The sequence below is a fragment of the Sphingomonas hankookensis genome (genome assembly GCF_001619955.1).
Lineage (GTDB): Bacteria > Pseudomonadota > Alphaproteobacteria > Sphingomonadales > Sphingomonadaceae > Sphingomonas > Sphingomonas hankookensis_A.
Genome location: NZ_LQQO01000001.1, coordinates 266034 through 292606 on the forward strand (window position 1 = coordinate 266034; position 26573 = coordinate 292606).

The 26573-nt window shown below is 65.7% G+C and carries 26 protein-coding genes; 11 read left to right on the plus strand and 15 right to left on the minus strand.

The window, feature by feature from the left end:
- The first annotated feature begins 53 nt into the window (after positions 1-53).
- From AVT10_RS01405 to AVT10_RS01415, 3 genes are read left to right on the plus strand one after another with little or no spacing between them, the layout of a single operon-like run.
- On the plus strand, positions 54-842 hold the full coding sequence (locus tag AVT10_RS01405; RefSeq protein ID WP_066687324.1) for a type III pantothenate kinase: 789 nt from the start codon (positions 54-56) through the stop codon (positions 840-842).
- 48 nt (positions 843-890) lie between these two features.
- Positions 891-2531, plus strand: a complete 1641-nt coding sequence (locus AVT10_RS01410) for a ribonuclease J (RefSeq protein ID WP_066687327.1) — start codon at positions 891-893, stop codon at positions 2529-2531.
- Positions 2532-2536: 5 nt separating this feature from the next.
- Positions 2537-2797 (plus strand): DUF1467 family protein, encoded by a 261-nt coding sequence (locus tag AVT10_RS01415; protein WP_066687336.1) that lies wholly within the window; start codon positions 2537-2539, stop codon positions 2795-2797.
- Between the two features lie 200 nt (positions 2798-2997).
- Here the strand turns inward: AVT10_RS01415 and AVT10_RS01420 are convergent, their stop codons facing one another.
- A complete protein-coding gene (locus tag AVT10_RS01420) occupies positions 2998-5283 on the minus strand; it encodes a hypothetical protein (RefSeq protein WP_066687340.1) in 2286 nt (761 codons plus the stop codon).
- A gap of 79 nt (positions 5284-5362) precedes the next feature.
- Between AVT10_RS01420 and AVT10_RS01425 the strand changes: the two genes are divergently transcribed.
- Positions 5363-5653 carry an Hpt domain-containing protein gene (locus tag AVT10_RS01425; RefSeq protein ID WP_066687343.1) on the plus strand — a complete coding sequence of 97 codons (291 nt, stop codon included), beginning with the start codon at positions 5363-5365 and terminating at the stop codon, positions 5651-5653.
- Here AVT10_RS01425 and AVT10_RS01430 read toward each other — a convergent pair whose 3' ends face one another.
- From AVT10_RS01430 to AVT10_RS01465, 8 genes are all read right to left on the minus strand, one after another.
- Entirely contained in the window at positions 5654-6832 is a 1179-nt protein-coding gene (locus AVT10_RS01430; protein ID WP_066687346.1) for a vWA domain-containing protein, read from the minus strand. It abuts the gene before it with no gap.
- Positions 6833-6841: 9 nt separating this feature from the next.
- Complete coding sequence (locus AVT10_RS01435) at positions 6842-8194, minus strand: hypothetical protein (protein ID WP_157092658.1); 1353 nt, start codon at positions 8192-8194, stop codon at positions 6842-6844.
- 53 nt (positions 8195-8247) lie between these two features.
- Complete coding sequence (locus tag AVT10_RS01440; RefSeq protein ID WP_066687352.1) at positions 8248-8790, minus strand: CHAP domain-containing protein; 543 nt, start codon at positions 8788-8790, stop codon at positions 8248-8250.
- A gap of 103 nt (positions 8791-8893) precedes the next feature.
- The gene (locus AVT10_RS01445; protein ID WP_066687355.1) at positions 8894-9739 is read right to left on the minus strand and encodes an AAA family ATPase; all 846 of its coding nucleotides are present in this window, start codon (positions 9737-9739) and stop codon (positions 8894-8896) included.
- Between the two features lie 48 nt (positions 9740-9787).
- Positions 9788-10438, minus strand: a complete 651-nt coding sequence (locus tag AVT10_RS01450) for a DUF6975 family protein (RefSeq protein ID WP_232307825.1) — start codon at positions 10436-10438, stop codon at positions 9788-9790.
- Positions 10439-10612: 174 nt separating this feature from the next.
- The gene (gene rpoD, locus AVT10_RS01455) at positions 10613-12652 is read right to left on the minus strand and encodes an RNA polymerase sigma factor RpoD (RefSeq protein WP_066687359.1); all 2040 of its coding nucleotides are present in this window, start codon (positions 12650-12652) and stop codon (positions 10613-10615) included.
- A gap of 165 nt (positions 12653-12817) precedes the next feature.
- The gene (dnaG, locus tag AVT10_RS01460) at positions 12818-14623 is read right to left on the minus strand and encodes a DNA primase (RefSeq protein ID WP_066687361.1); all 1806 of its coding nucleotides are present in this window, start codon (positions 14621-14623) and stop codon (positions 12818-12820) included.
- Between the two features lie 35 nt (positions 14624-14658).
- Complete coding sequence (locus AVT10_RS01465) at positions 14659-15111, minus strand: GatB/YqeY domain-containing protein (protein WP_066687363.1); 453 nt, start codon at positions 15109-15111, stop codon at positions 14659-14661.
- A gap of 146 nt (positions 15112-15257) precedes the next feature.
- On the opposite strand from AVT10_RS01465, the gene carA reads away from it, so the two are divergent.
- The 5 genes from carA (at position 15258) to AVT10_RS01490 (ending at position 21247) form a co-directional block, all read left to right on the plus strand.
- Positions 15258-16451, plus strand: coding sequence for a glutamine-hydrolyzing carbamoyl-phosphate synthase small subunit (gene carA, locus AVT10_RS01470; RefSeq protein ID WP_066687365.1), 1194 nt, complete (start codon positions 15258-15260; stop codon positions 16449-16451).
- A gap of 15 nt (positions 16452-16466) precedes the next feature.
- Entirely contained in the window at positions 16467-16688 is a 222-nt protein-coding gene (locus AVT10_RS01475) for a hypothetical protein (protein ID WP_066687367.1), read from the plus strand.
- 2 nt (positions 16689-16690) lie between these two features.
- Positions 16691-20023: a carbamoyl-phosphate synthase large subunit gene (gene carB / locus AVT10_RS01480; protein WP_066687368.1), complete on the plus strand. Its 3333-nt coding sequence runs from the start codon at positions 16691-16693 to the stop codon at positions 20021-20023.
- A gap of 84 nt (positions 20024-20107) precedes the next feature.
- Entirely contained in the window at positions 20108-20584 is a 477-nt protein-coding gene (gene greA, locus AVT10_RS01485) for a transcription elongation factor GreA (RefSeq protein WP_066687369.1), read from the plus strand.
- A gap of 6 nt (positions 20585-20590) precedes the next feature.
- Positions 20591-21247 (plus strand): rhomboid family intramembrane serine protease, encoded by a 657-nt coding sequence (locus AVT10_RS01490; protein ID WP_066687370.1) that lies wholly within the window; start codon positions 20591-20593, stop codon positions 21245-21247.
- Positions 21248-21414: 167 nt separating this feature from the next.
- On the opposite strand, the gene AVT10_RS01495 is transcribed toward AVT10_RS01490, so the two are convergent.
- From AVT10_RS01495 to AVT10_RS01515, 5 genes are all read right to left on the minus strand, one after another.
- Positions 21415-21636 carry a DUF4170 domain-containing protein gene (locus AVT10_RS01495; RefSeq protein WP_066687371.1) on the minus strand — a complete coding sequence of 74 codons (222 nt, stop codon included), beginning with the start codon at positions 21634-21636 and terminating at the stop codon, positions 21415-21417.
- 91 nt (positions 21637-21727) lie between these two features.
- A complete protein-coding gene (locus AVT10_RS01500; RefSeq protein WP_066687373.1) occupies positions 21728-22177 on the minus strand; it encodes a hypothetical protein in 450 nt (149 codons plus the stop codon).
- A 4-nt stretch (positions 22178-22181) separates the two neighbouring features.
- Positions 22182-22487 carry a hypothetical protein gene (locus AVT10_RS01505; RefSeq protein WP_066687375.1) on the minus strand — a complete coding sequence of 102 codons (306 nt, stop codon included), beginning with the start codon at positions 22485-22487 and terminating at the stop codon, positions 22182-22184.
- Positions 22484-22819, minus strand: a complete 336-nt coding sequence (locus AVT10_RS01510) for a phage holin family protein (RefSeq protein ID WP_066687376.1) — start codon at positions 22817-22819, stop codon at positions 22484-22486. Before AVT10_RS01510 ends, AVT10_RS01505 begins: the two co-directional genes overlap by 4 nt.
- Positions 22820-22827: 8 nt before the next feature.
- The gene (locus AVT10_RS01515; RefSeq protein ID WP_126015163.1) at positions 22828-23331 is read right to left on the minus strand and encodes a hypothetical protein; all 504 of its coding nucleotides are present in this window, start codon (positions 23329-23331) and stop codon (positions 22828-22830) included.
- 144 nt (positions 23332-23475) lie between these two features.
- Between AVT10_RS01515 and eno the strand changes: the two genes are divergently transcribed.
- Positions 23476-24750: a phosphopyruvate hydratase gene (eno, locus tag AVT10_RS01520; protein ID WP_066687378.1), complete on the plus strand. Its 1275-nt coding sequence runs from the start codon at positions 23476-23478 to the stop codon at positions 24748-24750.
- A 113-nt stretch (positions 24751-24863) separates the two neighbouring features.
- Entirely contained in the window at positions 24864-25775 is a 912-nt protein-coding gene (locus tag AVT10_RS01525) for a hypothetical protein (RefSeq protein WP_066687384.1), read from the plus strand.
- A gap of 8 nt (positions 25776-25783) precedes the next feature.
- Here AVT10_RS01525 and AVT10_RS01530 read toward each other — a convergent pair whose 3' ends face one another.
- Positions 25784-26509, minus strand: coding sequence for a hypothetical protein (locus tag AVT10_RS01530; protein WP_066687386.1), 726 nt, complete (start codon positions 26507-26509; stop codon positions 25784-25786).
- Positions 26510-26573: the final 64 nt, after the last annotated feature.

Here is a 26573-nt window from a genome sequence, read left to right on the forward strand (position 1 = left end):
GGACCCTCTACCGCGGGACGAAGCGTGCCGTGCGGGCATGGCGGGGAAATTCGATGCTGCTAGCGATCGACGCCGGCAATACCAATATCGTGTTTGCGCTGGTCGATGGCGATGCGATCGTCGCACGCTGGCGCATCGCGACCGATCCCCGCCGTACGGCCGATGAATATGCGGTATGGCTCAGCCAGTTGCTGGCGCTCGACGGCCGCGACCGTTCGGTCGTGACCGGCGTCATCATCGGCACTGTCGTCCCGCGCGCACTCCACAATCTCGAAGTGCTGGCGATCAAATATTTCGGGGTCGAGGCAGCGGTGGCAGGACGCGGCGCGGCGGCATACGGCATCGCGCTCGACGTCGAGGAACCGCATGCGGTCGGCGCGGATCGTGCGTTGAACGCAATCGCGGCGCACGCGGCGCATCCCGGTGACCTGATCGTCGTGGATTTCGGCACGGCGGCTACGTTCGATGTCGTCGATTATTCGGGCGCCTATAAGGGCGGCATCATCGCGCCGGGAATCAACCTATCGCTCGACGCGCTGGTGACGGCGGCGGCGAAACTGCCGCGCATCGCGATCGAGGCACCGGTGTCGACAAGCGTCATCGGCCGCAACACCGCCGATCAGATGCATATCGGCATCTATTGGGGCTATATCGCGATGATCGAGGGGCTGGTCGCGCGGATGAAGGCGGAAATCGGCCGCCCGGTCCGCGTGATCGCCACGGGCGGTCTGGCGATCCTTTTCGAGAAACATACGCAGGTGTTCGACCATGTCGAACAGGACCTGACCATCACGGGACTGGCGATGCTGTGGCGCCGCACCCATATCACTACAGCACCATAACGAAGCAAACCGAACCCGCGAATGGGCGCGGGCATTGAAAGAAATTGAGTGACACCAAAGAAAGAACTGCTCTTCGTCGCGCTCGGCGGATCGGGCGAAATCGGCATGAACGTCAACCTGTACGGCACCGCCGGCAAGTGGCTGATGATCGATTGCGGCGTGACCTTTGCCGACCCGGCCTATCCGGGCATCGACGTGATGCTGCCCGACCTCCAGTTCATCGAGGAACGCGGCGACCAGTTGCTCGGCATCGTCATCACCCACGGGCATGAGGACCATATCGGCGCGCTGCCCTATCTAGCCGCCGATCTGGGCGTGCCGATCTATGCGACGCCGTTCACCGCCGGGCTGATCCGGGGCAAGCTGGACGAAGAAGGCATTGCCGACCGGGTGAAGCTGAAGATCGTGCACCTGGGCGGCAACGTGAACGTCGGGCCGTTCGGCGTGAAGTTCGTGCCGATGGCGCATTCGATCCCCGAATCGACCTCGCTGGTCATTTCCACGCCGCATGGGAATGTTTTTCATTCGGGTGATTGGAAGCTGGATGCGCAACCGATGGTCGCGACCCCCGCGACGCCGGAAGAGCTTACCGCGATCGGGGACGAGGGCATTCTCGCGCTCGTTTGCGATTCGACCAACGTCTTCAATACCGAAGCGTCAGGTTCGGAAGCGGACGTCCGAAAGGGGTTGTTCAAGCAGATCTCGTCGGCGCAGGGGCGGCGGGTGATGGTCACCAGCTTCGCGTCGAACGCGGCGCGATTGCACACGCTGGGCGAAGTGGCGCGCGATACCAACCGCAAGGTCTGCGTGGCGGGCCGTTCGCTCGACCGAATCCTGAAGGTCGCGAAGGCCACCGGTTATCTGAAGGATTTCCCGCAGACGGTCGATTTTGACACCGCGATGCGGCTGCCGCGCGATCAGGTGCTGATCATCGCAACCGGTGGACAGGGCGAGCAGCGTGCCGCGCTGGCACGCATTGCGAACCGCGAACATCAGCTGAGCCTCGAAGCCGGCGACCGGGTCATCTTCTCGTCGAAGCAGATTCCGGGCAACGAAGTCGCGATCGGCCGAATCCAGAACCAGCTGGCCGCGGCCGGGATCGAGATGATCACCGACCGGCAGGCGCATGTGCACGTGTCGGGCCATCCGGGCCGACCGGAACTGGCCAAGCTCTATGGCTGGCTGCGGCCCAAGGTGCTGATGCCGGTGCATGGCGAAATGCGGCACCTGATGGAACATGCCCGGTTCGGCCTGTCGCAAGGGATCAAGCAGACGCTGGTCCAGACCAATGGCGACATCGTGCGCCTGGCCCCGGGCAATCCGGTCAAGGTCGGCAACGCGGTCGTCGGGCGTCTGGCGCTGGATGGCGACGTCATCCTGCCCGCCGACGGCACGACGATCAACGAACGGCGCAAGCTGGCGGCCTATGGCCACATGTCGGTGGCGGTGGCGGTCGACCGGCGCGGGCAATTGATCGGCGAACCGCAGATCCGCGTGCAGGGCGTGCCGGTCGAGGAAGATCGCGAACCCTTTCTCGAGGAAGCGGTCGATGCCGCGGTGGAGGCTGTCGCGTCGAAGGGGCGCGAGCGGTCCAAGCTGCCCGAGGCGATCCGTCTGGCGGTGCGCCGCGTCGCGACGCGCTGGACGGGCAAGAAGCCGGTCGTCGACGTCCTCATCATCCCGGCCTGACCGACATGGCATGGCAGTCGGCGCTGGCGATCTACCTGCTCTTCTGGGTGTTCGCCATGTTCCTGGTCCTGCCGTTCGGGGTTCGCACGACGCATGAAGCGGGCGAACCCCCGGTGCCGGGACAGGCCGACAGCGCGCCGGCGGGGTTCAGTTTCGGGCGGATGGCGTGGCGGACGACCATCGTCGCGACCGTGCTGTTCGCGATCTTCTATCTGAACTTCGTGTTCGGATGGGTGACGGCGGATATGCTGGATTTCTATCGCTGAGGGCGGCTTTTGAGCGTAGCGTGTCATCCGCGCTCGTTTGTATGAACCCTTCAGCCGTTTGCTTCGGGCGCAGGTTCGAGCTTGTCGAGAACCGTAGTCGAGAAGGGGTTGCCCCAAACTACGGCGTTCTCGACAAACGCTTCTCGACAGGCTCGAAGCTGCTCGAACTGAACGGTGGTGATTGGTGATGAGCCTGAGCCTCAGCTCCGCAACCGCTCGATCGCCTGCGCCAGCACCACGTAGAGCTTGCCCATATCCGACGACAGCAAGGTCACACCCATCGGCGATCCGTCGCGAAGGGTCAGGATGTGGCGCAGCATCGCTTCGAAATCATGGATGTAGCGGTTCACCTGATCGCGGAAGCCGTCGTCCTGATCGTACAGCGACGCGATCTCACGCGCCTGCGCGCTGTCGATCAGGCGGACCGCGCGGCGGGTGAAGACCCCTCGGTCACCCTTGAGGTAGGCGGCCCATGCCGTGTCCGACACATCGGTCGACAGCGAACGGGCAATGTCGATCGCGGCGGAGTTCATCGCTTCGATCAGCAACGACACCCGGCGCGAGAATTGATCGCTGTCCGCCGCTTCGCGCTCGGCACGGGCAGCGGCGATGCGTTCGTCCAACTGCTTGCTGGTATCCGCGATGTCGAGCATCTGCCGCGACAGCCGTTCGGACGCCTCGATCGCCGAAGCAACCGCATGGTTCGCGATGGTCGAAAGCTCGGCCACCTGCGCGGTCACGGCATTGTCGACGGCATTCGCGAGCGCGCGGGCGCCCTGTGTCTCCAGATCGCGGGCGGCGTCAGGCAAGACCTTGGCCAGCGTATCGCGCGCCTGTTGACTGGCCGCTTCGGCGGTGTCGCGGATGCGCAGCATCGCCTCCGACAGGCGGGGCGCGGCGTCCTCTGCAAAGCGGACGGTCGTCGCGATGGTATCGTCAACGATGGTGCGGACGCCCTCGATCCGCTCCGCGCCCCGGTCGAGCGTGTCGAGCAGCGACTGCTGCACGGTCGACAGCGTGTCGCGCTGCATCGCCACCACGCCGGCAATCGCCTCGATGGCGTCATGGGTGCTCTCGGCGGCGGTGACGAGGGCCAGCAATTCAGGCTTCGACCCGGCAACCACTGCGCGGCTGTCGGCGATCCGGGCGTCGAGCCGGTCGAGCGCCCCCGGCAGGGTCTCGTCCATTTCGCGCGCGGCGGCGTCGAGTGCGGTCAGCACCTCTTCCGCCGTGGCGATCACCCGGCGGGCGGTGTCGTCGCCATTGGCCAGCGCTTCCGCCAACGCATCGGCGACCTGGGTCAGCGCGCCGACCGATCCGGCAACCGCCTGCGCACGTTCGACGCCGGTCGTGCGCAGCACGTCGAACCGTTCGTCGACACCCGACAGGCCGTCATTGAGCAGAGTGAGCAATGCCTCGCTGTCCCGGCGGCGATCGTCCAGCTGGGCGGCAAGGCTGCGGATCGAACCGTCGATCTGGGCGACGCGGGTGGCGAGTTGCTCGGCGCCTTCGCGGCCGGCGCGTTCGATCGCCGAACCGTTCGCCTCGATCATCGCGATGGTCGCGTCGCCCTGCGCGGTGATCGCCTTGCGCGATTCGTCGATGGCGGCGGCAGCACGGTCGAGCACCGCATCGATCGCGCCGGACATGGTGGCGATGACGCTTTCCAGACGGGCACCGGCGCTTTCGCTGGTCGCCTCCATCCGGTTCATGTGCGCGGCAAGGCGTTGGGCAGCGCCCCCGGCAAGCTCGTCCGCTTCGCGCGACTGCTGGGCCACGTTCGCGAGCTGCGCGTCGAGCGCGGCGACCCGTTCGCTGGCGGTCAGGCCGGTCGCGTCGAGCAGCGCGGCCAGTTCCGCCGTTTCCGAATGCGCCCGCGGCAGGGTGGCGAGGACGGTGGCCAGACGCTGTTCGGTGGTCTGGCTCATGCGGTCGAGTGTCGCGGTCGTTTCGCCGATCGCCGCGATCTGTTCGCGCATATCGGCGCTGATGCCGCGCAGCCGGCCGGTGGCGGCATCGCCCAGCATCATCAGTGACGCACTCTGCTCGACCACCTCCGCGCGCGATTCGGCGAGGGTTCGGCGGACCGATTCCAGCACCTGTTCGAGTGCAAAGGCTTCGGCGCGCATCGACTGCGCGGTCGCGGCGAAGCGACGGGCTTCGCTGCGGCTGTTGCGGCGTAGCAGCAGCCAGCCGATACCGACCAGCATCGGCGGCACGCATAGCGCAGCGATGAACGACGCCATGCCGATCGGCCCGAGCGCGGGGAGGGAGGGGGCGCTCCATGCCAGCATGCCGCCGATCCATGCGACCACGACCAGTCCGGCAATCGAAGGGCCGATCCAGTTGCGTCGGATCGGTTCGGCATCCGGAAACGCCTCTGCCAGCCAATGTTGAGTGTCGTCGGTCACGGCATGCGGTGCCGTGAACCCGTCGTCGGCGTCGTGGCGATGCTGTTGCAGCCCGTTGTTCGAACCCCCGTTCATGGCCTGCGTCTAACACGATCGAGGGGGCAGCGACAGCCGGGTAAGAATCCATTAACCCCGTTCGCACTATGACGATTCCATGGCTTATGATCCCGGTGCGATCGATGCGACGCTGGCGGCGGCGGTAGGCGACGAGCCGCTGCTGATCGCCGAGCTGCGCGGAGCGTTCATCGACAGCGCGCGGCGGGTGCTGGCCACGATGGAAAGCGCGACCGGCGAGCAATGGGCGGGGGCGGCGTTCCGGCTGAAAGGGCTTGCCGCCAGCTTCGGCGCGGTGCGGCTGATGACGCTGGCGGCCGAGGCTGCGCTCGCGCCGGTTGGCGATCCGACGACGTTGCGTCGCCTCCACCGGGCGATCGACCGCTTCTGATCAGCGACGGCGCGATAGCTCGCGCATCGCTGCCTCCAGTCCGTCGATCGTCAGCGGATACATTCGTCCGGCAAACAGGTCGCGGATCAGCTGAGTGGATTGGGTCCAGCCCCAATGCGCTTCGGGTGCCGGGTTAATCCATGCCGCCGACCGCCAATGCGCGGTCAGGCGTTGCAGCCATACGGCGCCCGCTTCATCATTATGGTGTTCGACCGACCCGCCGGGATGGACGATCTCATAGGGGCTCATCGCCGCATCACCCACCACGACCAGTCGATAGTCGGGGCCATAGGTCCGCAGCAGCTCGGAGGTCGATTGGCGTTCGGCAAAGCGCCGCCGATTGTCGCGCCACACCCCTTCATAGATACAATTGTGAAAATAGAAGAATTCGAGATGCCGAAACTCGGCGGTGGCGGCGGAGAATAACTCCTCGACCTGCTCGATGAACGGGTCCATCGACCCGCCGACATCGAGGAACAGCAGCAGCTTCACCGCATTGCGCCGCGCCGGACGCATCGCGACGTCGAGCCAGCCGCGCCGTGCAGTGTCGGCAATGGTTGTATCGAGGTCTAGTTCGTCGGCGTTCCCCTCCCGCTCGAAGCGACGCAGGCGGCGCAGAGCGACCTTCAGGTTGCGGGTGCCCAGCTCACGGTCGTTGTCGAGGTTGCGAAACTCGCGCCGTTCCCAGACCTTTACCGCCCGGCGATGCCGGCTCTCGCCACCGATGCGAATGCCTTCGGGGTTATAGCCGCCATGGCCGAACGGGCTGGTCCCGCCGGTGCCGATCCATTTCGATCCGCCATGATGTGCCTCGTCCTGCTCGGCAAGGCGCTGACGGAGTGTCTCCATCAGCTGATCCCAATCGCCGATCGCCGCGATCTTAGCCATCTGTTCGTGTGATAGATATTGCTCCGCCACCGCCCGCAACCAGTCCGCCGGGATCGCGACCGGGTCGACTCCAGAGGGCGAGGTGATGCCGCCGAACACTTCGCCAAAGGCACGGTCGAACCGGTCGACCATCGCCTCGTCCTTCACGAACGTCGCGCGGGCGAGGTGGTAGAAGGCGTCGATCGTCGGTTCGATGACGCCGCGATCGATCGCTTCGATCAGGACGAGCTGTTCGCGGATACCGACCGACATGCCGGTGCGCCGCAGCGCTTCGACGAAGGAATGGAACATCGCGGCAGGTTACCGCATCGCCCCGTACAACCGCCAGTGCGTACCCGAAAGCCCGGCGGGGTCGCCGCGCGCGATCTCGCGATAGGTGCGGCCGCACCAGAATGGCCGGTCGGGGAAGCGCGTGTCGCCATCGCGTTCGACGAGATGAAAGCGGGCGGGCGGGCAGGCGGTTTCGGCGACGGTCAGGGAATAGCGTTGCGAGCGAGCGGCGGCGATCAGGATTGCGCTGGACCGGCTATAGTCGACCGATACGATGGCCCCGCCCGGCGCGACGCGTGCCAGGGTCGCGACCGCCCGGCCGGGGTCGCCGCGCAGGTTGCGGATTATTGCCCTGTCGGCGACTGCTGCGGTGAGGAGGAAGGTGAGCGAGATAGCTGCGGCAATCCACCGCTTTACAGGATGATTCCATGCCATCGGCAGGATGATGACGGTCAGCAACAGCAGGGGCGGGACGACGACGGCATAATAGCGCGCAGCACCGCTATTCGGCAGCGCGAGGAGCGCGACCGCCAAGGGCAGTGCGCAGGCGATCAGCGCAAGCGTCGCCAGCCGGTCGCTCGTGCCGCGCGCCAGATAGAGGAGCGGCACGGCCAGGATTGTGGCGCCGAACATGCCGGCAAGCAGCTGGCGCATCGCATCGGACCATTTGAGCCAGTCGTGCGGCTCGCGATTGCCGATATGGAACCCGCCGCCTCCAGCCGCGGCAGCCCACGCGCCGGCAACCAGCAGGACAGCGACCGCCGCCGCCGGAGCGAACAGGGCGATGGTGTCGGGCAATCCTTTGCGCCAGCCTGCATTGCGGCATCGTTCCACCGTGACCCATAATGTCAGGATCACAAGCGCAAACATCATCGTCGCCTGGGCAAGGCAGCCGAGCAGGGCGGCAATCGTCAAGGCGCTCGACGGCTTCGGCCGTGTGGGATCGGCCAACCAGCCATCTATGATGGCGATGGCGGAAACGCAGGCGAGTAGCATCGGGGCATAGCCGCGCGCCTCCGCGCCATAGGTCAGCAGGAAGGGCGCGACGGCGAACGCGACGGCCGCGCAGATTGCCGGTGCTGGCCCGCGTCGCGCAGCGATCGCTGCGGCAACGACGATGGTCGCGGAGCTGCTGACTATGGAAAGGGCGCGCTGGAGGATCGGTGGTGCTGCCGGACCGACCAGTTGGAGCCACAGCGTATTCAGATGGTGGTTGTTGTCGTGATTGATCTGGAACAGCACGCCCGCCGGCGTCGCCACTTCCTGCGCGAAGACTGCCGACCATGCTTCGTCTAGCCAAAGCCCGCCCCGCGCCGCAAAACAGCGCAGGACCAGTCCCGCCAGCGCGATCCCGACGATCCAGAGCCAATGTTCCCGCCGCATGCCCATCCCCCCGGGCGCGGGTCTAGCCGAGCGAGTATCCAGTCGTCACGCCCTCAGCGGGCATAGGCGTCGATCAGCGACCCGACATAGTCGGGCGCCGCGCTGCTCAGTTCGGTGGCGGGACGGGGGCCGTAGATGAAGCCGTGCGTCGGATAGACCGAACTGCCCAGTCCTTGCGAATCACGATACCAGACCTTCACCTGCGTCCAGTCGCCCTTCGGCGAAACGTCGAACACCGTCACGTCCTGTTCTACGCCGCCGCGCACCCCGTTGATCCGCGACCAGTTGGCATGCGTCACCATTGCCACGCGCGGTTCGACGACCCGACTGATGACGAGGACATGGCCGAGCGGGAGGCGGGACGTCCTGGCAAAGGTCAGGACCGCGCCGACCTTCGGCGTGTGGCCACGCGGATAGCGTCCATTGGCCTGATCCCACCATGTCCAGGCATCGCCGTAGATTTCCACACCCGACGCGGCCCGCGCGAAGGGAACGCATTGCCCGACATAATCGAGCAGTGAACGTGCCCCGAGCGGGAAACTGGCGGCACCGGCAAAGACGAGGAGCAACAGGCCCCGGACAAGCGAACCGAACATGGCGCCATAGTGCGACCGCGATGGTGACCGATCGGTTGGCGATCGTGGTTAACGAAATCTTCCGACCACGCATCGTCGCGTCATGGCAACGGCCTGGCCGATGTCAGCCGCCCGTGCGCCGGTGCAGGAAGGCGAGCCGTTCGAACAGCATCACATCCGCCTCGTTCTTCAGCAGCGCACCGTGCAGCGGCGGGATCGCCTTGCTCGGATCATGCGACGCCAGCACGTCCAGCGGCATGTCGTCGTGTAGCAGCAGTTTCAGCCAGTCGATCAGTTCGCTGGTCGACGGCTTCTTCTTCAACCCCGGCGTCTCGCGCACCGCAAAGAACAGATCGAGCGCGCGGTTGACCAGCACGCGCTGGATACCCGGGAAATGCACGTCGAGGATCGACTGCATCGTCGCCCGGTCGGGAAAGCGGATATAGTGGAAGAAGCAACGGCGCAGGAAGGCGTCGGGCAGTTCCTTCTCGTTGTTCGATGTGATGACGACGATCGGCCGCTCGCGCGCCGTCACCCGCTCGCCGGTTTCATAGACGTCGAACGCCATGCGATCGAGTTCGTGGAGCAGGTCGTTCGGGAATTCGATATCGGCCTTGTCGACTTCATCAATCAGCAGCACCGGCAGTGTCGGGCTGACGAACGCGTCCCACAGCTTTCCCCGCCGGATGTAGTTGCCGATGTCGTGGACGCGCGGGTCGCCGAGCTGCCCGTCGCGCAGCCGCGCCACGGCGTCATATTCGTACAGGCCCTGCTGCGCGCGGGTGGTCGATTTGACGTTCCATTCGATCAGTGGCGCATCGATCGCCCGCGCGATCTCCTGCGCCAGCACGGTCTTGCCCGTGCCCGGCTCGCCCTTGACCAGCAGCGGACGGCGCAGCGTCACTGCCGCATTGACCGCGACCTTCAGGTCGTCGGTCGCGACATATCCTTCGGTTCCTTCGAAGCGCATCGGTGGTGTCGTCATGGCCGCGACGATAGGCGGCGAAGCGAACGGGCGCTAGCCGCGGCTTTCCGCCCGGGCGAGCAGCAGGTCCCACAGCCCGCGATGCTGGGCCAGCAATTGCTGCAGGCCGAAGGTCATGGCGCGCTCGATCGGCGCCGCGTCCGTTACCTGATCGATCACGCGCAGCGTCTGCGCGGGCGACGGCAGCGTGAGCGGGATTGTCTCCAGCCCCAGCCGGATCGCCGCGGCGTCCAGCGGCCGGCGGATCACCGGCCAGTCGAGCGTCACCGCGATGGCCGCCCCCAGCGCGCAGCCGGGCCGCCCCGATCGCGCCAGCAGGTCGATCGCATGGCGCTGCGCCGCCAGTGCCGCTTCCGCAGCAGCCTGTCCCGGCGTGCCCGGCGGCGGGCCTGCTGCGGCCGATACGCGGATCAGATAGGCGCGTTCCTCGGCAAATGCGGCAGCCGCCTGTTCCAGCCATGGCGCGGCAGCCGGGTGGACGTCGGCGCGCGCCGCATGATCGACCACGCCCGGATGGCGGCCGTGAAGCGAGCAGAGCTGGTGCAGCGCGTCGGCGATATCGCGCAACAGCGCATCGTTTCGCGACAGGCGGTCGGGCGCGACATGCCCGGCGCTGCCATCGGCGAGAACGATCCGCGCCAGCCGTTCCGCGGTATCGCATCCATCCCTGTTCGCAATTGCCACTATCAACCGCCGGCTCCCATGATGTCGATGGAGCCGGTATGCCGACAATAGATAACCCAAGCGCGTAGGAACACGGTTGCCGCTATTTTAACCGCGATGACGCGCGGATTAACGGGATCGAAACTGTCCCGAAACGAAGCGCCCCGGCACTTTGGTAAGGGCCGGGGCGGTCGATTACTGGTCGAGGAAGGAACGCATCTTGCGACTGCGGCTCGGATGCTTGAGTTTCCGCAGCGCCTTCGCCTCGATCTGACGAATGCGTTCGCGGGTCACGCTGAACTGCTGGCCGACTTCCTCCAGCGTGTGGTCGGTGTTCATGCCGATGCCGAACCGCATGCGCAGCACGCGTTCCTCACGCGGGGTCAGGCTGGCAAGGACGCGGGTGACCGTTTCCTTCAGGTTCGCCTGGATCGCGGCATCGACCGGGATGATCGCGTTCTTGTCCTCGATGAAGTCGCCCAGATGCGAATCCTCCTCGTCGCCGATCGGCGTTTCGAGGGAGATCGGCTCCTTGGCGATCTTCATCACCTTGCGAACCTTTTCGAGCGGCATAGAGAGGCGCTCGGCCATCTCCTCCGGCGTCGGCTCACGGCCCTGTTCGTGCAGGAACTGGCGGCTGGTGCGCACCAGCTTGTTGATCGTCTCGATCATGTGGACCGGGATGCGGATCGTCCGCGCCTGATCCGCGATCGAGCGGGTGATCGCCTGCCGGATCCACCAGGTCGCGTAAGTGCTGAACTTGTAGCCACGGCGATATTCGAACTTATCGACCGCTTTCATCAGCCCGATATTCCCCTCCTGGATCAGGTCAAGGAATTGCAGCCCGCGATTGGTGTATTTCTTGGCGATGGAGATGACGAGGCGCAGGTTCGCCTCGACCATTTCCTTCTTGGCGATCCGCGCCTCGCGCTCGCCCTTCTGCACCATGTTCACGATGCGGCGGAATTCGCTTAGCGCCATGCCGGTCTGCTGCGCAATTTCGGCGATTTCGGTGCGGATGCGGTCGACGGCGGCGCCTTCGTTGTCGGCGAACGCCTTCCACTTCTTGTCGATCGTTGCGACCGAGGTCAGCCACTGTTCGTCGAGCTCGTGATCGACATAGCTGTCGAGGAACGCCTTGCGCGGTACCTTGTGACGCTCGGCGAGACGCAGCATCTGCCCGCCCAGCGCCGTCAGGCGACGGTTATAGGCATAGAGCTGATCGACCAGATATTCGATCTTCGCCTGATGGAACTGCACGCTTTCGACCTCGGCGGTCAGTTCCTCGCGCAGCTTCTGGTACTTGCGCTCCTCAGCCGCGTTCAGCCCGTCGCCGGCTGCCATCGCATCCAGACGCTGCGACTGCATCTTCGAGAATTTCTTGAAGATGGCGGTGATGTTGGCGAACTTTTCCAAAGCCTGGGGCTTCAGCTGTTCTTCCATCTGCGCGAGGCTGAGGGTGTTGTCCTCGTCATCATCATCGCTCGGACGCGGGGCGCGGCGTTCGCCGTCCTCGTCCTCGTCGGCCGATGCTTCCTCGGGCTCTTCCTCTTCCTTGAAGCTGGGGCCGGCGTTCTTCGACGAGATTTCGCCATTGTCGTCGGCGTCTTCGTCGTCGGACAGCGATTCCGGTGCCGGGTCCTTCGACAGCATCGCGTCGAGATCGAGGATCTCGCGCAGCTGCATCGTGCCTTCGTTCAAGGCGGTCGACCAGCCGATGATCGCGTTGAAGGTGATCGGCGATTCGCACAGGCCGAAGATCATCGTGTCGCGACCGGCCTCGATCCGCTTGGCGATGGCGATTTCGCCCTCGCGGCTCAGCAGTTCGACCGCGCCCATTTCGCGCAGGTACATGCGCACCGGATCGTCGGTCCGGTCGACGGTTTCCTTCTTCTTGACCGGTTCGAACGCGGCGGCGGAATCGTCCTGATCGGCGGACGAGTCGTCGTCGCCGTCCTCGTCCTGCTTGGCGCGTTCCTCGCCTTCGCCGTCCTCGCCCGCGTCTTCATTCTCGACGACGTTGACGCCCATGTCGTTCAGCGCCGACATGATGTCCTCGATCTGCTCCGAGGTCATCTGATCCTGCGGCAGCATTTCGTTCAGCTGGTCGACGGTGATGTAGCCGCGCTTCTTGGCGCGGGCGACCAGCTTCTTGATCGACCCTTCGTTCAGGTCGATCAGCGGCGCGTCGCCGGTATCGATCGTGTCGTCGCCGCCACCATTCGCCTTGGCCATCAATAACCCTCAAGAAATTTTACGCAGCGCGTCGTTCGCGCGATTTTACCCGTCGTCTTTGTCCGAGCCAGCGCGATTTGCAAGCAATCAGCGTGCAATCCGGCGTGCGACGGGTGGATTTCGGGCGATTCTATGCGCCGGATATGGGAGGGAGGCGAAGGGGGATCAAGCCGCCTCGTCCAGTTCCTCCATCCAGTCACGAATCCGGGCCTGCACCGCCGCATGGTCGGACCGCGCCTGCTGATATTCGGCGAAGGTCCGCTCGGTCGTGTCCTGACGACAGCGTTCGGCGGCAGCATTTTCCGCACGGCGGCACGCCTGTTCGTCGACCAGGATCTGGATCACCCGCAACAGGTCGGTTTCGGCGACCTCAGGAGCGGTCCCGCGCAGCCAGAAGCTGAAGGCGAGATCGGTTTCCTTGTTCCGTCGCGCCATGTCGACCAGCTGCCGGTCGGCGGCGATCGTGTCGGTCAGCAGGCTTTCGGTCAGGTCGTTGCGATAGATCGCCAAGTCGATCAAGTGATTGCGCCAGCGCTGCAATTGCCCGTTCAAGATCGGCAGCTGCGCGACGAGTTCGCAATGCCGCTTTAGCACGTCGACATGCTGCATCAGGCCCATCAGGATGGCACGCTGGAACGCGAAGACCAGATCAACCTTCCGCACGTCGGCCGCCGCCGCCATGTCGTTCGCGACGATGCGCAGGCGACGGTCCTTCGCCCCGAACAGCGCGAAGAACTGATCCTTGAAGGTCCGGAAATATTCGCGGCGAATGCCTTCATGGGTGATCGTCCCCGCCAGGCGCGCCAGTTCATGCTCGAACGCGGCGCGCTCGTCGGGGCCGGCGCCGGGCGGCAACGTCGCCAGCTCCAGCCGCCACAGGAAATCGGATAGCGATTCGCGGCGGGCGAGCAGGTCCTCGAACGCCTGCGGTCCCTCGGCACGAACCAGATCGTCGGGGTCCATGCCGTCGGGAATGGTGACGATCGAAATGCTCTTGCCTGGTTGCAGCAGCGGCAGCGCGCGTTCGGCCGCGCGCCGCGCCGCCTTGATCCCGGCCGCGTCGCCGTCGAAGCACAGGATCGGACAGTCGGCCATCCGCCACAGCCGTTCGAGCTGATGCTCGGTCAGCGCGGTGCCTAGCGGGGCTACGACTTCATCGAAACCAGCCTGGGCCAGCGCGATGACGTCCATATAGCCTTCGACCGCGATCACCCGCTTCGCCTTGCGCGCGGCGGCCTGGGCACGGTCGATATTGTAGAGCGTCCGCCCCTTGTCGAAGAGCGGGGTTTCGGGCGAGTTCAGATATTTCGGCTCGCCGTCGCCGAGGATACGCCCGCCGAACGCGATCGTCCGGCCACGCGCGTCGCGGATCGGGATCATCAGCCGGCCGCGGAACCGGTCGTACGGCTCCTTGCCCTCGACCGATATCAGCATGCCCGATTCGACCAGCATCGGGTCGCCGTAGGACGCCAGCGCGGCCTTCAATCGGCCACGGGCATCGGGGGCGAACCCCATGCCGAACGCACGGGCGGTTTCCGGCTTGATCCCGCGCTTGGCGAGAGCGTCGCGGGCGATGCCGCCTTCGTCGCCCAGCCGGTCCGCGAACCAGCCCTGCGCATCGGACATCAACTCGTGCAGCCCCTTGGCGCGTTCCGCCTGCCGCGCCGAGCGCGCATCCTGCGCCGGCATCTCCATGCCGGCGGCGGCGGCCAGTTCCTTCACCGCGTCGATGAAGGGCAGGCCGCGTTGGTCGGTCATCCAGCGGATCGCATCGCCGTGCGCGCCGCAGCCAAAGCAATGGTAGAAGCCCTTGTCGTCATTGACCCAGAAGCTCGGCGTCTTCTCGGTATGGAACGGGCAGCACGCCTTGAACTCGTTGCCCGAGCGCTGGAGCTTCACCGACTTGCCGACCAGCGCCGACAGGGTCGTGCGGGTGCGCAACTCGTCAAGGAACTGGGGGGATAGGGTCATGGCTTCCTGTGGCTCGCGTGCCCGCTATCGGCTGTTCAGCTTAGCGCCGCTTTGACCGCCGCGCTAGCCTTGCTCATGTCAAGTTCGCTGCCGTGGCGCGACTTCAGTTCGGCCATCACGCGGCCCATGTCCTTCATGCCGCTGGCGCCCAGATCGACCTTGATCGCCTCGATCGCCGCCGCCGTCTGCGCCTCGTCCATCGGGGCGGGCAGGAAGCGTTCGATGACGGTGACTTCGCGCGCTTCGCTGGCGGCGAGTTCGGGACGGTTGCCCTTCTCGTACATCTCGATCGATTCGCGGCGCTGCTTCACCATTTTCTGCAGCACTTCGACCACCAGCGCGTCGTCGCTCTCAGGCGCCTTGCCGGTGCGTGCCTCGATATCGCGGTTCTTGATCGCCGACTGGATCAGGCGGATCGTGGCGGTCGTCTCCTTATCGCCGCCCTTCATGGCGGTGACGAGGGCGTCCTTGATGGTATCGCGAATCATGGCGGTTCCGATGTCGTTCGTTTGGATAAGCGAATACCCATAGCCGCAATCGATGCGCGATCACAGGATTGACGCGACGCGGGGTTGGGACTAGCCGCCACCGCTTAGCGACATCATCAGACAAACCCGAGGAGTGCCCGCCCATCATGGCCGACGCCAAGCCATTCGCCATGCCCGAAGGAGCTACCGGGGTTCTTGTCCTTGCCAATGGCGACGTGCTGTGGGGCCGTGGCTTCGGCGCGGAAGGCGCTGCGGTCGGTGAGGTGTGCTTCCACACTGCGATGACCGGCTATCAGGAGATCATGACCGATCCGTCCTTTGCCGGGCAGATCATCACTTTCACCTTCCCGCACATCGGTAACGTCGGCACCAATGTCGACGACGTCGAGGCGAACGACCCGCACGCGCTGGGCATGATCGTTCGCGAGGACGTGACGGCGCCGTCGAATTTCCGTTCGAATGAACACCTTGATGCCTGGATGGCGCGGCACAACCGGATCGGTCTTGCGGGCATCGATACGCGGGCGCTGACCCGGCGGATCCGGGAGGGCGGGGCGCCGAACGGGGTGATCGCGCATTCGGCGAGCGGCGAGTTCGATATTCCGGCGCTACTGGCGCAGGCACAGGCATGGCCTGGGCTGGAGGGCATGGACCTTGCCAAGACCGTGTCGTGCGAGACGCATTATGGCTGGGCCGGCGGGGCTTGGCATCTGGGCAAGGGCTATGACGACAGCACGCACGCGGAAGGTCGCGAAGGTGTCGCGAAACGCGATTCGCGCCCGCATGTCGTTGCGATCGATTATGGCAGCAAACGCAATATCTTCCGCAACCTTGTTCACGCGGGTGCTGAAGTAACCGTGCTACCCGCCACCGCGACCTATGAAGAGGTCATGGCGGCGAACCCGGACGGCATCTTCCTGTCGAACGGTCCGGGGGATCCCGCGGCAACCGGCGAATATGCGGTGCCGGTGATCCGGAAGCTGCTGGATACCGGCAAGCCGTTGTTCGGCATCTGTCTGGGGCACCAACTCCTTGGACTCGCTGTGGGTGCAAAGACCACCAAGATGCATCAGGGGCATCGCGGCGCGAACCATCCGGTCAAGCGGCTGTCGGACGGTGCGGTCGAGATCACGAGCATGAACCACGGCTTCGCGGTCGAACGCGACAGCCTGCCGGACGGCGTGGTGGAGACGCATGTATCGCTGTTCGATGGTTCGAATGCCGGCATCGAAGTTGACGGCGGTCGTGCGTTTAGCGTGCAGTACCATCCCGAAGCGTCGCCCGGTCCGCAGGACAGCTTCTATCTGTTCGAGCGGTTCGTGGGGATGATGAAGAATTAGGCGAGACCCGACGGAATGCGCTTTCGCATCAAACCGGAATGTATCGACGCTGCACTTGCGGACTTCCGCGATGCTGGTGTCGAGCCGGACCGGATCGAAGCGCGGCCGGAAGAAGGCGAAGTCGCCGTCGAGTTTCACCGTTTGACTTACGATGACGCGGCCAAGCTGGTTCGCGCATTCAACCCTGAATATTCCGCGATCATTGGTGTGATCGGCGGGCCGCCGTTCGAGGACTAACTATGCCAAAACGCACCGACATTTCGTCCATCCTCGTCATCGGCGCGGGGCCGATCGTCATCGGCCAGGCTTGCGAGTTCGATTATTCGGGCGTGCAGGCGATCAAGGCGTTGAAGGAGGAGGGCTATCGCATCGTCCTCGTCAACTCCAACCCCGCGACGATCATGACCGATCCGGAACTGGCCGACGCGACCTATGTCGAGCCGATCACCCCGGCGGTCGTGGCCAAGATCATCGAGAAGGAGCGCCCCGATGCGGTGCTGCCGACGATGGGCGGGCAGACGGCGCTGAACACCGCGCTGGCGCTGGCCAATGACGGCACGCTGGAAAAGTTCGGCGTGCAGATGATCGGCGCCGATGCGGAGGCGATCGACAAGGCCGAGGACCGTCAGAAGTTCAAGGTCGCGATGGAGAAGATCGGCCTCGAATCCGCGCGCAGCCATATCGCGCATAGCGAGGCGGAGGCGCTGGCCGGGTTGGAGCATGTCGGGCTGCCGGCGATCATCCGCCCGTCTTTCACGCTGGGCGGGACCGGCGGCGGCGTCGCCTATAACCGCGACGAGTTTCTGAAGATCGTCCGCGAAGGGCTGGACGCGTCGCCGACCACCGAGGTGCTGATCGAGGAATCGCTGCTAAGGTGGAAGGAATATGAGATGGAGGTGGTCCGCGACCGTGCGGACAATGCCATCATCGTATGTTCGATCGAGAATGTCGATCCGATGGGCGTGCACACCGGAGATTCGATCACGGTCGCCCCGGCGCTGACACTGACCGACAAGGAATACCAGATCATGCGCAACGCATCGATCGCGGTTCTCCGGGAAATCGGTGTGGAAACAGGGGGTTCGAACGTACAGTTCGCGGTCAATCCGAAGGACGGCCGCCTGATCGTCATCGAGATGAACCCGCGCGTGTCGCGGTCGTCGGCGCTGGCGTCGAAGGCCACGGGCTTTCCGATCGCGAAGGTCGCGGCGAAGCTGGCGGTCGGCTATACGCTCGACGAGATCACCAACGACATCACTGGTGCTACGCCGGCGTCGTTCGAACCGACGATCGATTATGTCGTCACCAAGATTCCGCGCTTCGCCTTCGAGAAGTTCAAGGGGTCGCAGGCGGTGCTGTCGACGGCGATGAAGTCGGTCGGCGAGGTCATGGCCATCGGCCGCAACATCCATGAATCGATGCAGAAGGCGCTGCGCGGCCTCGAGACCGGGCTGTCGGGCTTCAACCAGGTCGACCGGCTGGTCGGCGCGCCGCGTGCGGAGATCGAGGCGGCTTTGGCCGTCGCCACGCCCGACCGGCTGCTGGTCGCGGCGCAGGCGCTGCGCGAAGGCTTCACCGTCGCCGAAGTGCACGCCATCGCCAAATACGACCCGTGGTTCCTCGAACGCATGGCGGAAATCGTCGCGGCCGAAAGCGAAGTTTGCACCAACGGCCTGCCGCAGGACGCGGCGGGGATGCGTCGCCTGAAGGCAATGGGCTTTTCGGACAAGCGTCTGGCATGGCTGGCGCTGCAATCGGCCAATCTGCGCGGCATGGAACGCGGTATCCAGCGCGGGTCCGGCCTGATCCACGAGGTCGTCAAGATGATGACCGGCGGCGTGACCGAGGACGAGGTGCGTCAACATCGGCACAAGCTGGGCGTGCGGCCGGTATTCAAGCGGATCGACACCTGCGCCGCCGAGTTCGAGGCGAAGACGCCGTATATGTACTCGACCTACGAAGCGCCGACCTTCGGCGAGCCGGAGGACGAGAGCCAGCCGTCGGATCGCAAGAAGATCGTCATCCTGGGCGGCGGGCCGAACCGGATCGGGCAGGGGATCGAGTTCGATTATTGCTGCTGCCATGCGTGCTTCGCGCTGAGCGATGCCGGGTTCGAGACCATCATGGTCAACTGCAACCCGGAAACGGTATCGACCGATTACGACACGTCGGACCGGTTGTATTTCGAACCGCTGACCGCCGAGGACGTGCTGGAAATCCTGCATGTCGAGGCGTCGAAGGGTGAGCTGGTCGGGGTGATCGTGCAGTTCGGCGGGCAGACGCCGCTGAACCTCGCCCGCGCGCTGGAAGCGGCCGGTATCCCGATCCTGGGCACCACGCCGGATTCAATCGACCTGGCCGAGGATCGCGAGCGGTTCGCCGATCTGGTCACGTCGCTGGGCCTACTCCAGCCGGCCAACGGCCTGGCACGCAGCCGCGACGAGGCGGCGGTGATCGCCGAGCGGATCGGCTATCCGGTGCTGATGCGGCCGAGCTATGTGCTGGGCGGACGCGCGATGGAGATCGTCGACTCGCTCCAGCAGCTCGACGACTATATCCAAACGGCGGTGCAGGTGTCGGGGGACTCCCCCGTTTTGATCGACCAGTATCTGCGCGACGCGATCGAAGTCGATGTCGATGCGATCGCCGATGGCGACGATGTCGTGGTCGCCGGCGTGCTGCAGCATATCGAGGAAGCGGGCGTCCATTCGGGCGACAGCGCGTGTTCGATGCCGCCCTATTCGCTGGGCGCCGACGTCATCGCCGAGATCGAGCGGCAGACGGTGGCGCTGGCCAAGGCGTTGAGCGTGAAGGGGCTGATGAACATCCAGTTCGCGGTCAAGGACGGCAAGGTCTATCTGATCGAGGTCAATCCGCGCGCCAGCCGCACGGTGCCGTTCGTCGCCAAGGCGATCGGCACGCCGGTCGCCAAAATCGCGGCGCGGGTGATGGCGGGCGAGAAGCTGGCCACCCTGCCGACTATCGATCGGGACATCGATCACGTCGCGGTCAAGGAAGCGGTATTCCCGTGGGGCCGCTTCCCCGGCGTCGATCCGGTGTTGTCGCCGGAAATGAAGTCGACCGGCGAAGTCATGGGGATCGACAGCGATTTCGCCACGGCTTTCGCCAAGGCACAGATGGGCGCGAACATCGTCCTGCCCAAGAGCGGCACGGTGTTCGTGTCGGTGAAATCAAGCGACAAGCCGGTGATCCTGCCGGGCGTGCAGTTACTGGTCGAGCTGGGCTTCAGGATCGTCGCGACCAGCGGAACCGCCGATTATCTTGCCGAGAACGGCGTGCCGGTCGAGCGTGTAAACAAGGTGGCGCAGGGTCGTCCGCATATCGTCGACAAGATCTTCGACGGCGATATCGCGATGATCTTCAACACCACCGAAGGGTGGCAGTCGCTGAAGGACTCCGAATCGATCCGCGCGTCGGCGCAGTCGCAGAAGGTGCCCTATTTCACCACGGCGCCGGCGAGCGTCGCTGTGGCGCAAGCCATTCAGGCGCTGGGTGCCCGGTCCCTTGAAGTGCGGCCGTTGCAGTCCTATTATTCGCAATCGCACAACTGATCCCCATCAGCGGAATGTTGCGCGCGGACGGGCAGGGAGGCCCGTCCGTGTGGCGGGGGTAATGACAAAAGGGACGCGCGCGCGATGGCGACGGTCGAAAAGATGCCGATGTTGCAGGAGGGCTATGATCGCCTGACGGCGCACCTCAAGCAGCTGAAGGTGGAACGGCCGCAGATCATCGACGCGATCGAGGAAGCGCGCGCCCATGGCGACCTGTCGGAAAATGCCGAATATCATGCGGCGAAGGAACGGCAGGGTCAGATCGAGGCGTCGATCGCCGATATCGAGGACAAGCTGTCCCGCGCGCAGGTGATCGATCCGAAGGACCTGTCGGGCGACAAGGTCGTGTTCGGCGCGACCGTGACGCTGCTCGACGAGGACGACAAGGCGATCACCTATCAGATCGTCGGCCAGACCGAGGCGGACGCCAAGTCGGGTCGCATCTCGTACAATTCGCCGATGGGCCGCGCGCTGATCGGGCGCAAGGTCGACGACGATGTCGAGGTGACGGTGCCGTCGGGCGACCGTTATTATCAGATTTCGAAGATCGAGTTCATCTAAGCCGCCATGTTCGAACGGCGTCCGTCACCGGCGATCCTGACGATCGGCGGGCTGATTGCGATCGTCAGCGGGTGGCTGATCCTTACCGGTGGCGTGTGGAGCGCGTCGATCGCGGCGGGCTTCGTACCGTTGCGGATGACGAGCGACCCGGCGTCGATCGAGGGGTTCGCCTCGTTCTTTCCGGTGTGGCTGACGCCGATCACCGCGGCGTTCATCCATGACGGGTGGCTGCATCTGGCGTTCAACCTGCTGAGCCTGGCGATCGTGGGTACGCCGACGCAGCGCGCGGTGGGGTTGCGTGGCGTCCTGGTACTGCTGCTGGTCGGGGCCTATGCGTCGATCGCGGCACAGTGGCTGGCCGGGCCGACATCACCCGCGCCGATGATCGGGGCGAGCGGCGCGATCTCCGCATTGATCGGGGCCTATGCGCTGCTGTTCGGCGGGGGGAAGGCCAAGCCGATCGGACCGATCCCGGCGCATGTGGTCCATGCGATCTGGCTGGGCGTCTTCTGGACCGCGCTGAACCTGTTCATCGGCTGGTCGAGCGCGGGCAGCGAGATGCCGATCGCCGGCGCGGCGCATGTCGGCGGGTTTATTGCCGGGATGGTGCTGTTGCGGCCGTTGTTGGTGTGGCGCTGGGGCGGGCGTCGCGGAGAGGGTTAGGCTTCGCCCTTCACCCTACTGCCAATCCCGTTTGCTTCGAGCGTAGGTTCGAGCCTGTCGAGAACCAAAGTCGAGAAGGGGGTGCTTCAAACGACCGGGTTCTCGACGGACGCTTCTCGACTTCGCTCGAAGCTGCTCGAACTGAACGGGTAGGGTAGCGAGACCCCTTACGCCGCCGGCAGTTCCGGCTCGAGCAGGCGGTGAAGGTGGACCACCACATATTTCATCTCGGCATCGTCGACGGTCCGCTGTGCCGCGGCGCGCCATGCCTTTTCGGCGCTGGCATAGTCGCCAAAGATGCCGACGACGTCGATCGCCTTCAGGTCGGCGAAGTCGAGCGTGCGCGGATCGGAGACGCGGCCGCCGAAGACGAGGTGGAGTTTGCTCATGGTCGTTCCCGCAGTGCAAAAAAGGATACGCCCCGTCGCATAGCGAACGGGGCGCACCCTTCAACCCATAAGTTGCGGACCGCGATGCGGATCAGCCCTTGATGGCGCTTTTCCCGCTGTCGGTCGCGGCCTGTACCACGTTCGAGAAGACCGAACGCAGCTGTTCCTTCGCGCCGTCCTTGCTGGGCAGCGCGGCGGCGAGCTGTTCCTTGCCCACGTCGCGGGCGGTCGTCGCGGCGGCGGTGGCGGCGGCCGACAGCTTCTTGCCGAGCGGGGCGAGCGCCTTGGTCTCCTGTGCGGTGCGCGGCAGCAGCGCGCCGACGACGGCGCCGAGCGCCAGGCCGCCCGCGAGGACGGCGAGCGGGTTCGCCTCGATCGTATCGGCCGCGCGCTGGCTCGCGTCATGGGCGACTTCGGAGGCGCGCTTGGCGGCGTCGTGCGCGGCGTCGCTGGTGGCGTGGGCGGCGGTCGCGGCCTTGTCCTTGATCGTGTCGATCGTGCCGGTGGTGGTCGCGGTCGGGGCGGTCTTGAGTTCGCTCATGATACTATTCCTTTGTCGGGGCGGTCGGGGGCAGGGGCGGCGGCGGGGGTGGAGGAGCCTTGCGGAACAGGCCCATGATCCGCTTGCGGGCGAGCAGCGCGACGATGCCGGTCGCGACACCGGCAGCGACGCCGGGCCGTTCGCGGACGATGGCGACGCCTTCTTCCGCCTTGTCGCGCAGGTCGTCGGCGACGCCCGAGGCGATGGTGGCGGGTGACAGGCGATGCTTCGCCTCGGCAAGGCTGGCCTTCAGCCGGGCGCGCTTGACGAGGACGTCGGCCTGCGCGGCGGCGAGCGAGGGCGGGATCAATGCTTGTCTCCCAGCGGTGCGGTGACCCGCTTGAGGCCGGACAGCGCCATCTTGGCCAGCAGGCCGGCGATGGCCAGCGCGACGACGACGACCAGCAACGTCGCCCAGCCCGGCCCCATGACCGGCCGAAGCGACAGGATCGCGCCGACGAGCAGCGCGGTTACCGCCGACAGCGCGATGACCACCGCGCCCGCCGCCAGCCCGGCGGCGATGCCGGCCTGCGACCCGCGCGTGCTGGCGACCGTCTTCCACAACGTCACCTCCGCCTGGGCATAGGCCTTGGCATCGTCGACGACGCGGGTGACGACCGTTCCCAGTCCCTCGTCCCCCATGATCGGGCTCAGCCCTTGGTCGACGGGGTGGTGTCGGTATCGACGCCGGCCTTCACGATGCGCGCCAGCACGAAGCCGAGCGCGGCGGCGGTGCCGATCGCGATCGCCGGGCTCTTGCGCACGAAGTCGCTGGCATCGGCGAGCAGGTCCTCGACCTCCTTGCCGCGCAGGCCGTCCGAAAAGCCCGAAATCGCCTTCGCGGCCGAGCGGGCGTACTGGCCATACTGTTCACCGAGCTTTTCATCGACGGTGCCGGCGGCGTCTTCCATCAGCTTCGAGAATTCGTCGAGCGCGCCGGTGGCGCGTGCCTTGCCTTCATCGGCGAGGCTGCGCGCCTTGTCGGTCGCCTTGGCCGACAGCTTCGACGCTTCATCCTTCAGCGTCTGCTTGGCGCCGCCGACGGTGTCGGTCGTGGTGGTGGTGCTGCCCGTCACGGGTGACAGGTCGGTGTCGAGCACGACGCTGTTGTCGCTGGTCGTCGGCGAGATACCGGTCCGATTAAAGTCGGTCATAACGAATCCTTTCGTCGTTTCGGTAGGAAAACCATGTCGCGGTGCGGCGGTTCCGTGGTCCGCAGAGGATTTGCGGGCAGCGGGCCGAATGGATAGAGGGGCCGCGACCAAGCCGCTTCGCGCGACAATAGAAGGAGTCGTTACGTGACCGCAATCATCCAGGTGCATGGCCGCCAGATCCTCGACAGCCGCGGCAACCCGACCGTCGAGGTCGATGTGCTGTTGGAGGACGGCAGCTTCGGCCGGGCCGCGGTCCCGTCGGGCGCGTCGACCGGCGCGCACGAAGCCGTCGAGAAGCGTGATGGCGACAAGTCGGTCTATCTGGGCAAGGGCGTGCTGGCCGCGGTCGAGGCGGTGAACGGCGACATCGCCGAAGCCGTGCTGGGCATGGATGCCGAGGACCAGAGCGACATCGACGAGGCGATGATCCAGCTGGACGGCACCGACAACAAGGGTCGTCTGGGCGCGAACGCGATCCTGGGCGTCAGCCTGGCGGTGGCGAAGGCGGCGGCGGATGCGCGCGGGCTGCCGCTGTATCGCTATGTCGGCGGCGTGTCGGCGCATCTGTTGCCGGTGCCGATGATGAACATCATCAATGGCGGCGAACATGCCGACAACCCGATCGATTTCCAGGAATTCATGGTGATGCCGGTCGGTGCCGAGAGCATCGCCGAAGCGGTCCGCTGCGGTTCGGAAATCTTTCACACGCTGAAGAAGGGCCTGTCGGAAAAGGGCCTTGCCACCTCGGTCGGCGACGAGGGCGGCTTCGCGCCGGCGCTGAACAGCACGATCGACGCGCTCGACTTCATCATGGCGAGCATCGAGCGTGCCGGGTACAAGCCGGGCGAGGACGTCATGCTGGCGCTCGACTGCGCCGCGACCGAATTTTTCAAGGGCGGCCGCTATGAGATGGTCGGCGAGGGCAAGTCGCTCTCCCCTCACGAAATGGCCGATTACCTTGCCGATCTTGCGGCGCGTTATCCGATCCTGTCGATCGAGGACGGCATGTCGGAAGACGATTTCGAAGGCTGGAAGGCGCTTACCGACAAGATCGGCGACAAGGTGCAGCTGGTCGGCGACGATCTGTTCGTGACCAATCCAAAGCGGCTGGCGATGGGTCTGGAGCAGGGCCTTGCCAACTCGCTGCTGGTGAAGGTCAACCAGATCGGCACGCTGACCGAGACGCTGGAGGCGGTGAACCTGGCGCATCGCAACCGCTACACCGCCGTCATGTCGCACCGTTCGGGCGAGACCGAGGACTCGACCATCGCCGACCTGGCGGTCGCGACCAACTGCGGCCAGATCAAGACCGGCTCGCTCGCGCGGTCGGACCGGCTTGCCAAGTACAACCAGCTGATCCGGATCGAGGAAGAGCTGGCCGGCGCGGCGCGCTATGCGGGGCGTTCGATCCTGCGCTAATCGGCAGCCTGTGGGGAAGGGGGCGTCGGTGCGAGCCGGCGCCCCATTTTCATGGCCGATCGATCGGAGCGCTTTCCGGTTGCGACTGAAAGGTCACGCGATAGGTTGTCGGCATGCGCATGCCTCTTGTCCTTGCCGCGATGGTCGGCGGTCTGACGGTCGCCGTCCCCACGATGGCTCGTCCGGCTGAGGAATGCCGCATCCCGGACGGATGGGCGCAGGTGGTGCGCAGCGATCCGCGCTACGTCGTGTTTGGCGAAATTCATGGCACGCAGCAGTCGCCGGCGTTCATCGGCAATCTCGCCTGCGCGCTGGCGATGCGCGGTGAACGGGCGCTGGTCGCGGTGGAGCTGGGATCCATCCACGACGCCGCGTTGCAGGTAGCGTGGCTGGTGCCCCATAAGCAGTTTCCGGCGGCATTGGTCAAGAATGGCTGGGCCGGACAGAATGACGGCGTCGGCAGCGTCGCGATGCGCGACATGCTCGTGCGGCTCCATGCGCTGAAAGATGCCGGCCGACCGATCGCAGTGGTCGCGTTCAACGGCGCCCGCGATGCGACACAACGGACGAAATTCGCCGATCAGCCGGGGCAGGGGCCGCACGAAGCGGCGCAGGCCGAGAATATCCGCAACGCTGCCAATGCCGGACGCTATGACCGCGTGCTGGTACTGGTCGGCAATCTTCACGCGCGCAAGCAGCCGGTCGAACGGCAGGCGGCGACATTCCGTCCGATGGCAATGCAACTCGCTCCCGCTGGGACGGTCGTCTCGCTCGATATGGCGACGGCGGGCGGGGCGTCCTGGAGCTGCCAGCTGCGCGAAGGCATAAAGCCGTCGCCCGGGACGCCGCTGACGCGGGAGATGATGGACTGTGCGGGCCATCCGCTGCGGGGCGATGCGACGATCGACCGCGCGCCGTTCATCACGCTCCAGCCGTTGCCGGGCGCGACGCGCGACCCGGGCTATGACGGCAGCTACTGGCTCGGACCGGTCAGCGCCTCGCCGCCCGCCGTGGCGGGTGACTGACGGCGATCCTAGTCGATATCGCCCGGGTCCCAGAACAGCCCGAGCGTGACCAGCGCGGCGATGGCGGTGCGACGTTCGGCCGGGGCGCGGGGCAGGACCAGTCGCCGGCTTCCGGTGCCGTTGGTTTCGATCGCGCCGACCGCCTGTCCGGCGGCGTTCGACACGATGTAGCCGATCGGCTGTTCGGCCGGATGGCGCACGCCGGTCATCGCGTGGCGGGATTCGACGGTCAGTTCGGTGCCGTCGAGATCGACCGTGCCCAGCCGGGGTTCGGCGAGCGTCGGGCCGACCGGCAGCACGCCCGACAGGTCCATGCCGCCCGCGTCGCGCCCGTCGAAGCGATAGGCGCAGGCGAGGCGCAGCGGGCGGGCGGGTTCGCTGACGCTCAGCGGGCCGCTGCGTTGCTGGACCTCCATCCGGCCATAGCGGCAGCGGCCCTCGATCCGGCCACCAACCTCCGTGCCCGACACGTCGAAGCGGAGCGTGCCGGTGCGTTCGATCACAGCCTGCGTCACCTCACCCCACGGATCGTCGCCCCATTCACGGGTCGCGCCGAGTGCGCGCCGCCGCACATGGCCCTCCGCGGTGCCGAGGCGGAAGCTGCCGTCCTGCCAGCCGGGGATACCGGTCAGGCCGATGCGTTCGCCCTGCGGCGCGATCGTGTCGAACCCTTCCATCGTCGCCAGCGTGCATCCGCCGAGCAACAGCGCCGCCAAGCCGATCCCGATCCGCATGTTTCCCCTCCCTGTCGTTCCCTGTGCGCAACGATCGGCGACGCAAGGTGGCTGGACGCTGAAC

Coding starts and splice junctions, on each gene's coding strand:
- AVT10_RS01405 (WP_066687324.1), top strand. CDS start 54: ATGCTGCTAGCGATCGACGCCGGCAATACCAATATCGTGTTTGCGCTG.
- AVT10_RS01415 (WP_066687336.1), top strand. CDS start 2,537: ATGGCATGGCAGTCGGCGCTGGCGATCTACCTGCTCTTCTGGGTGTTC.
- AVT10_RS01420 (WP_066687340.1), bottom strand. CDS start 5,283: ATGAACGGGGGTTCGAACAACGGGCTGCAACAGCATCGCCACGACGCC.
- AVT10_RS01425 (WP_066687343.1), top strand. CDS start 5,363: ATGGCTTATGATCCCGGTGCGATCGATGCGACGCTGGCGGCGGCGGTA.
- AVT10_RS01430 (WP_066687346.1), bottom strand. CDS start 6,832: ATGTTCCATTCCTTCGTCGAAGCGCTGCGGCGCACCGGCATGTCGGTC.
- AVT10_RS01435 (WP_157092658.1), bottom strand. CDS start 8,194: ATGCGGCGGGAACATTGGCTCTGGATCGTCGGGATCGCGCTGGCGGGA.
- AVT10_RS01440 (WP_066687352.1), bottom strand. CDS start 8,790: ATGTTCGGTTCGCTTGTCCGGGGCCTGTTGCTCCTCGTCTTTGCCGGT.
- AVT10_RS01445 (WP_066687355.1), bottom strand. CDS start 9,739: ATGCGCTTCGAAGGAACCGAAGGATATGTCGCGACCGACGACCTGAAG.
- rpoD (WP_066687359.1), bottom strand. CDS start 12,652: ATGGCCAAGGCGAATGGTGGCGGCGACGACACGATCGATACCGGCGAC.
- dnaG (WP_066687361.1), bottom strand. CDS start 14,623: ATGACCCTATCCCCCCAGTTCCTTGACGAGTTGCGCACCCGCACGACC.
- AVT10_RS01465 (WP_066687363.1), bottom strand. CDS start 15,111: ATGATTCGCGATACCATCAAGGACGCCCTCGTCACCGCCATGAAGGGC.
- carA (WP_066687365.1), top strand. CDS start 15,258: ATGGCCGACGCCAAGCCATTCGCCATGCCCGAAGGAGCTACCGGGGTT.
- AVT10_RS01475 (WP_066687367.1), top strand. CDS start 16,467: ATGCGCTTTCGCATCAAACCGGAATGTATCGACGCTGCACTTGCGGAC.
- carB (WP_066687368.1), top strand. CDS start 16,691: ATGCCAAAACGCACCGACATTTCGTCCATCCTCGTCATCGGCGCGGGG.
- greA (WP_066687369.1), top strand. CDS start 20,108: ATGGCGACGGTCGAAAAGATGCCGATGTTGCAGGAGGGCTATGATCGC.
- AVT10_RS01490 (WP_066687370.1), top strand. CDS start 20,591: ATGTTCGAACGGCGTCCGTCACCGGCGATCCTGACGATCGGCGGGCTG.
- AVT10_RS01495 (WP_066687371.1), bottom strand. CDS start 21,636: ATGAGCAAACTCCACCTCGTCTTCGGCGGCCGCGTCTCCGATCCGCGC.
- AVT10_RS01500 (WP_066687373.1), bottom strand. CDS start 22,177: ATGAGCGAACTCAAGACCGCCCCGACCGCGACCACCACCGGCACGATC.
- AVT10_RS01510 (WP_066687376.1), bottom strand. CDS start 22,819: ATGGGGGACGAGGGACTGGGAACGGTCGTCACCCGCGTCGTCGACGAT.
- AVT10_RS01515 (WP_126015163.1), bottom strand. CDS start 23,331: ATGACCGACTTTAATCGGACCGGTATCTCGCCGACGACCAGCGACAAC.
- AVT10_RS01525 (WP_066687384.1), top strand. CDS start 24,864: ATGCGCATGCCTCTTGTCCTTGCCGCGATGGTCGGCGGTCTGACGGTC.
- AVT10_RS01530 (WP_066687386.1), bottom strand. CDS start 26,509: ATGCGGATCGGGATCGGCTTGGCGGCGCTGTTGCTCGGCGGATGCACG.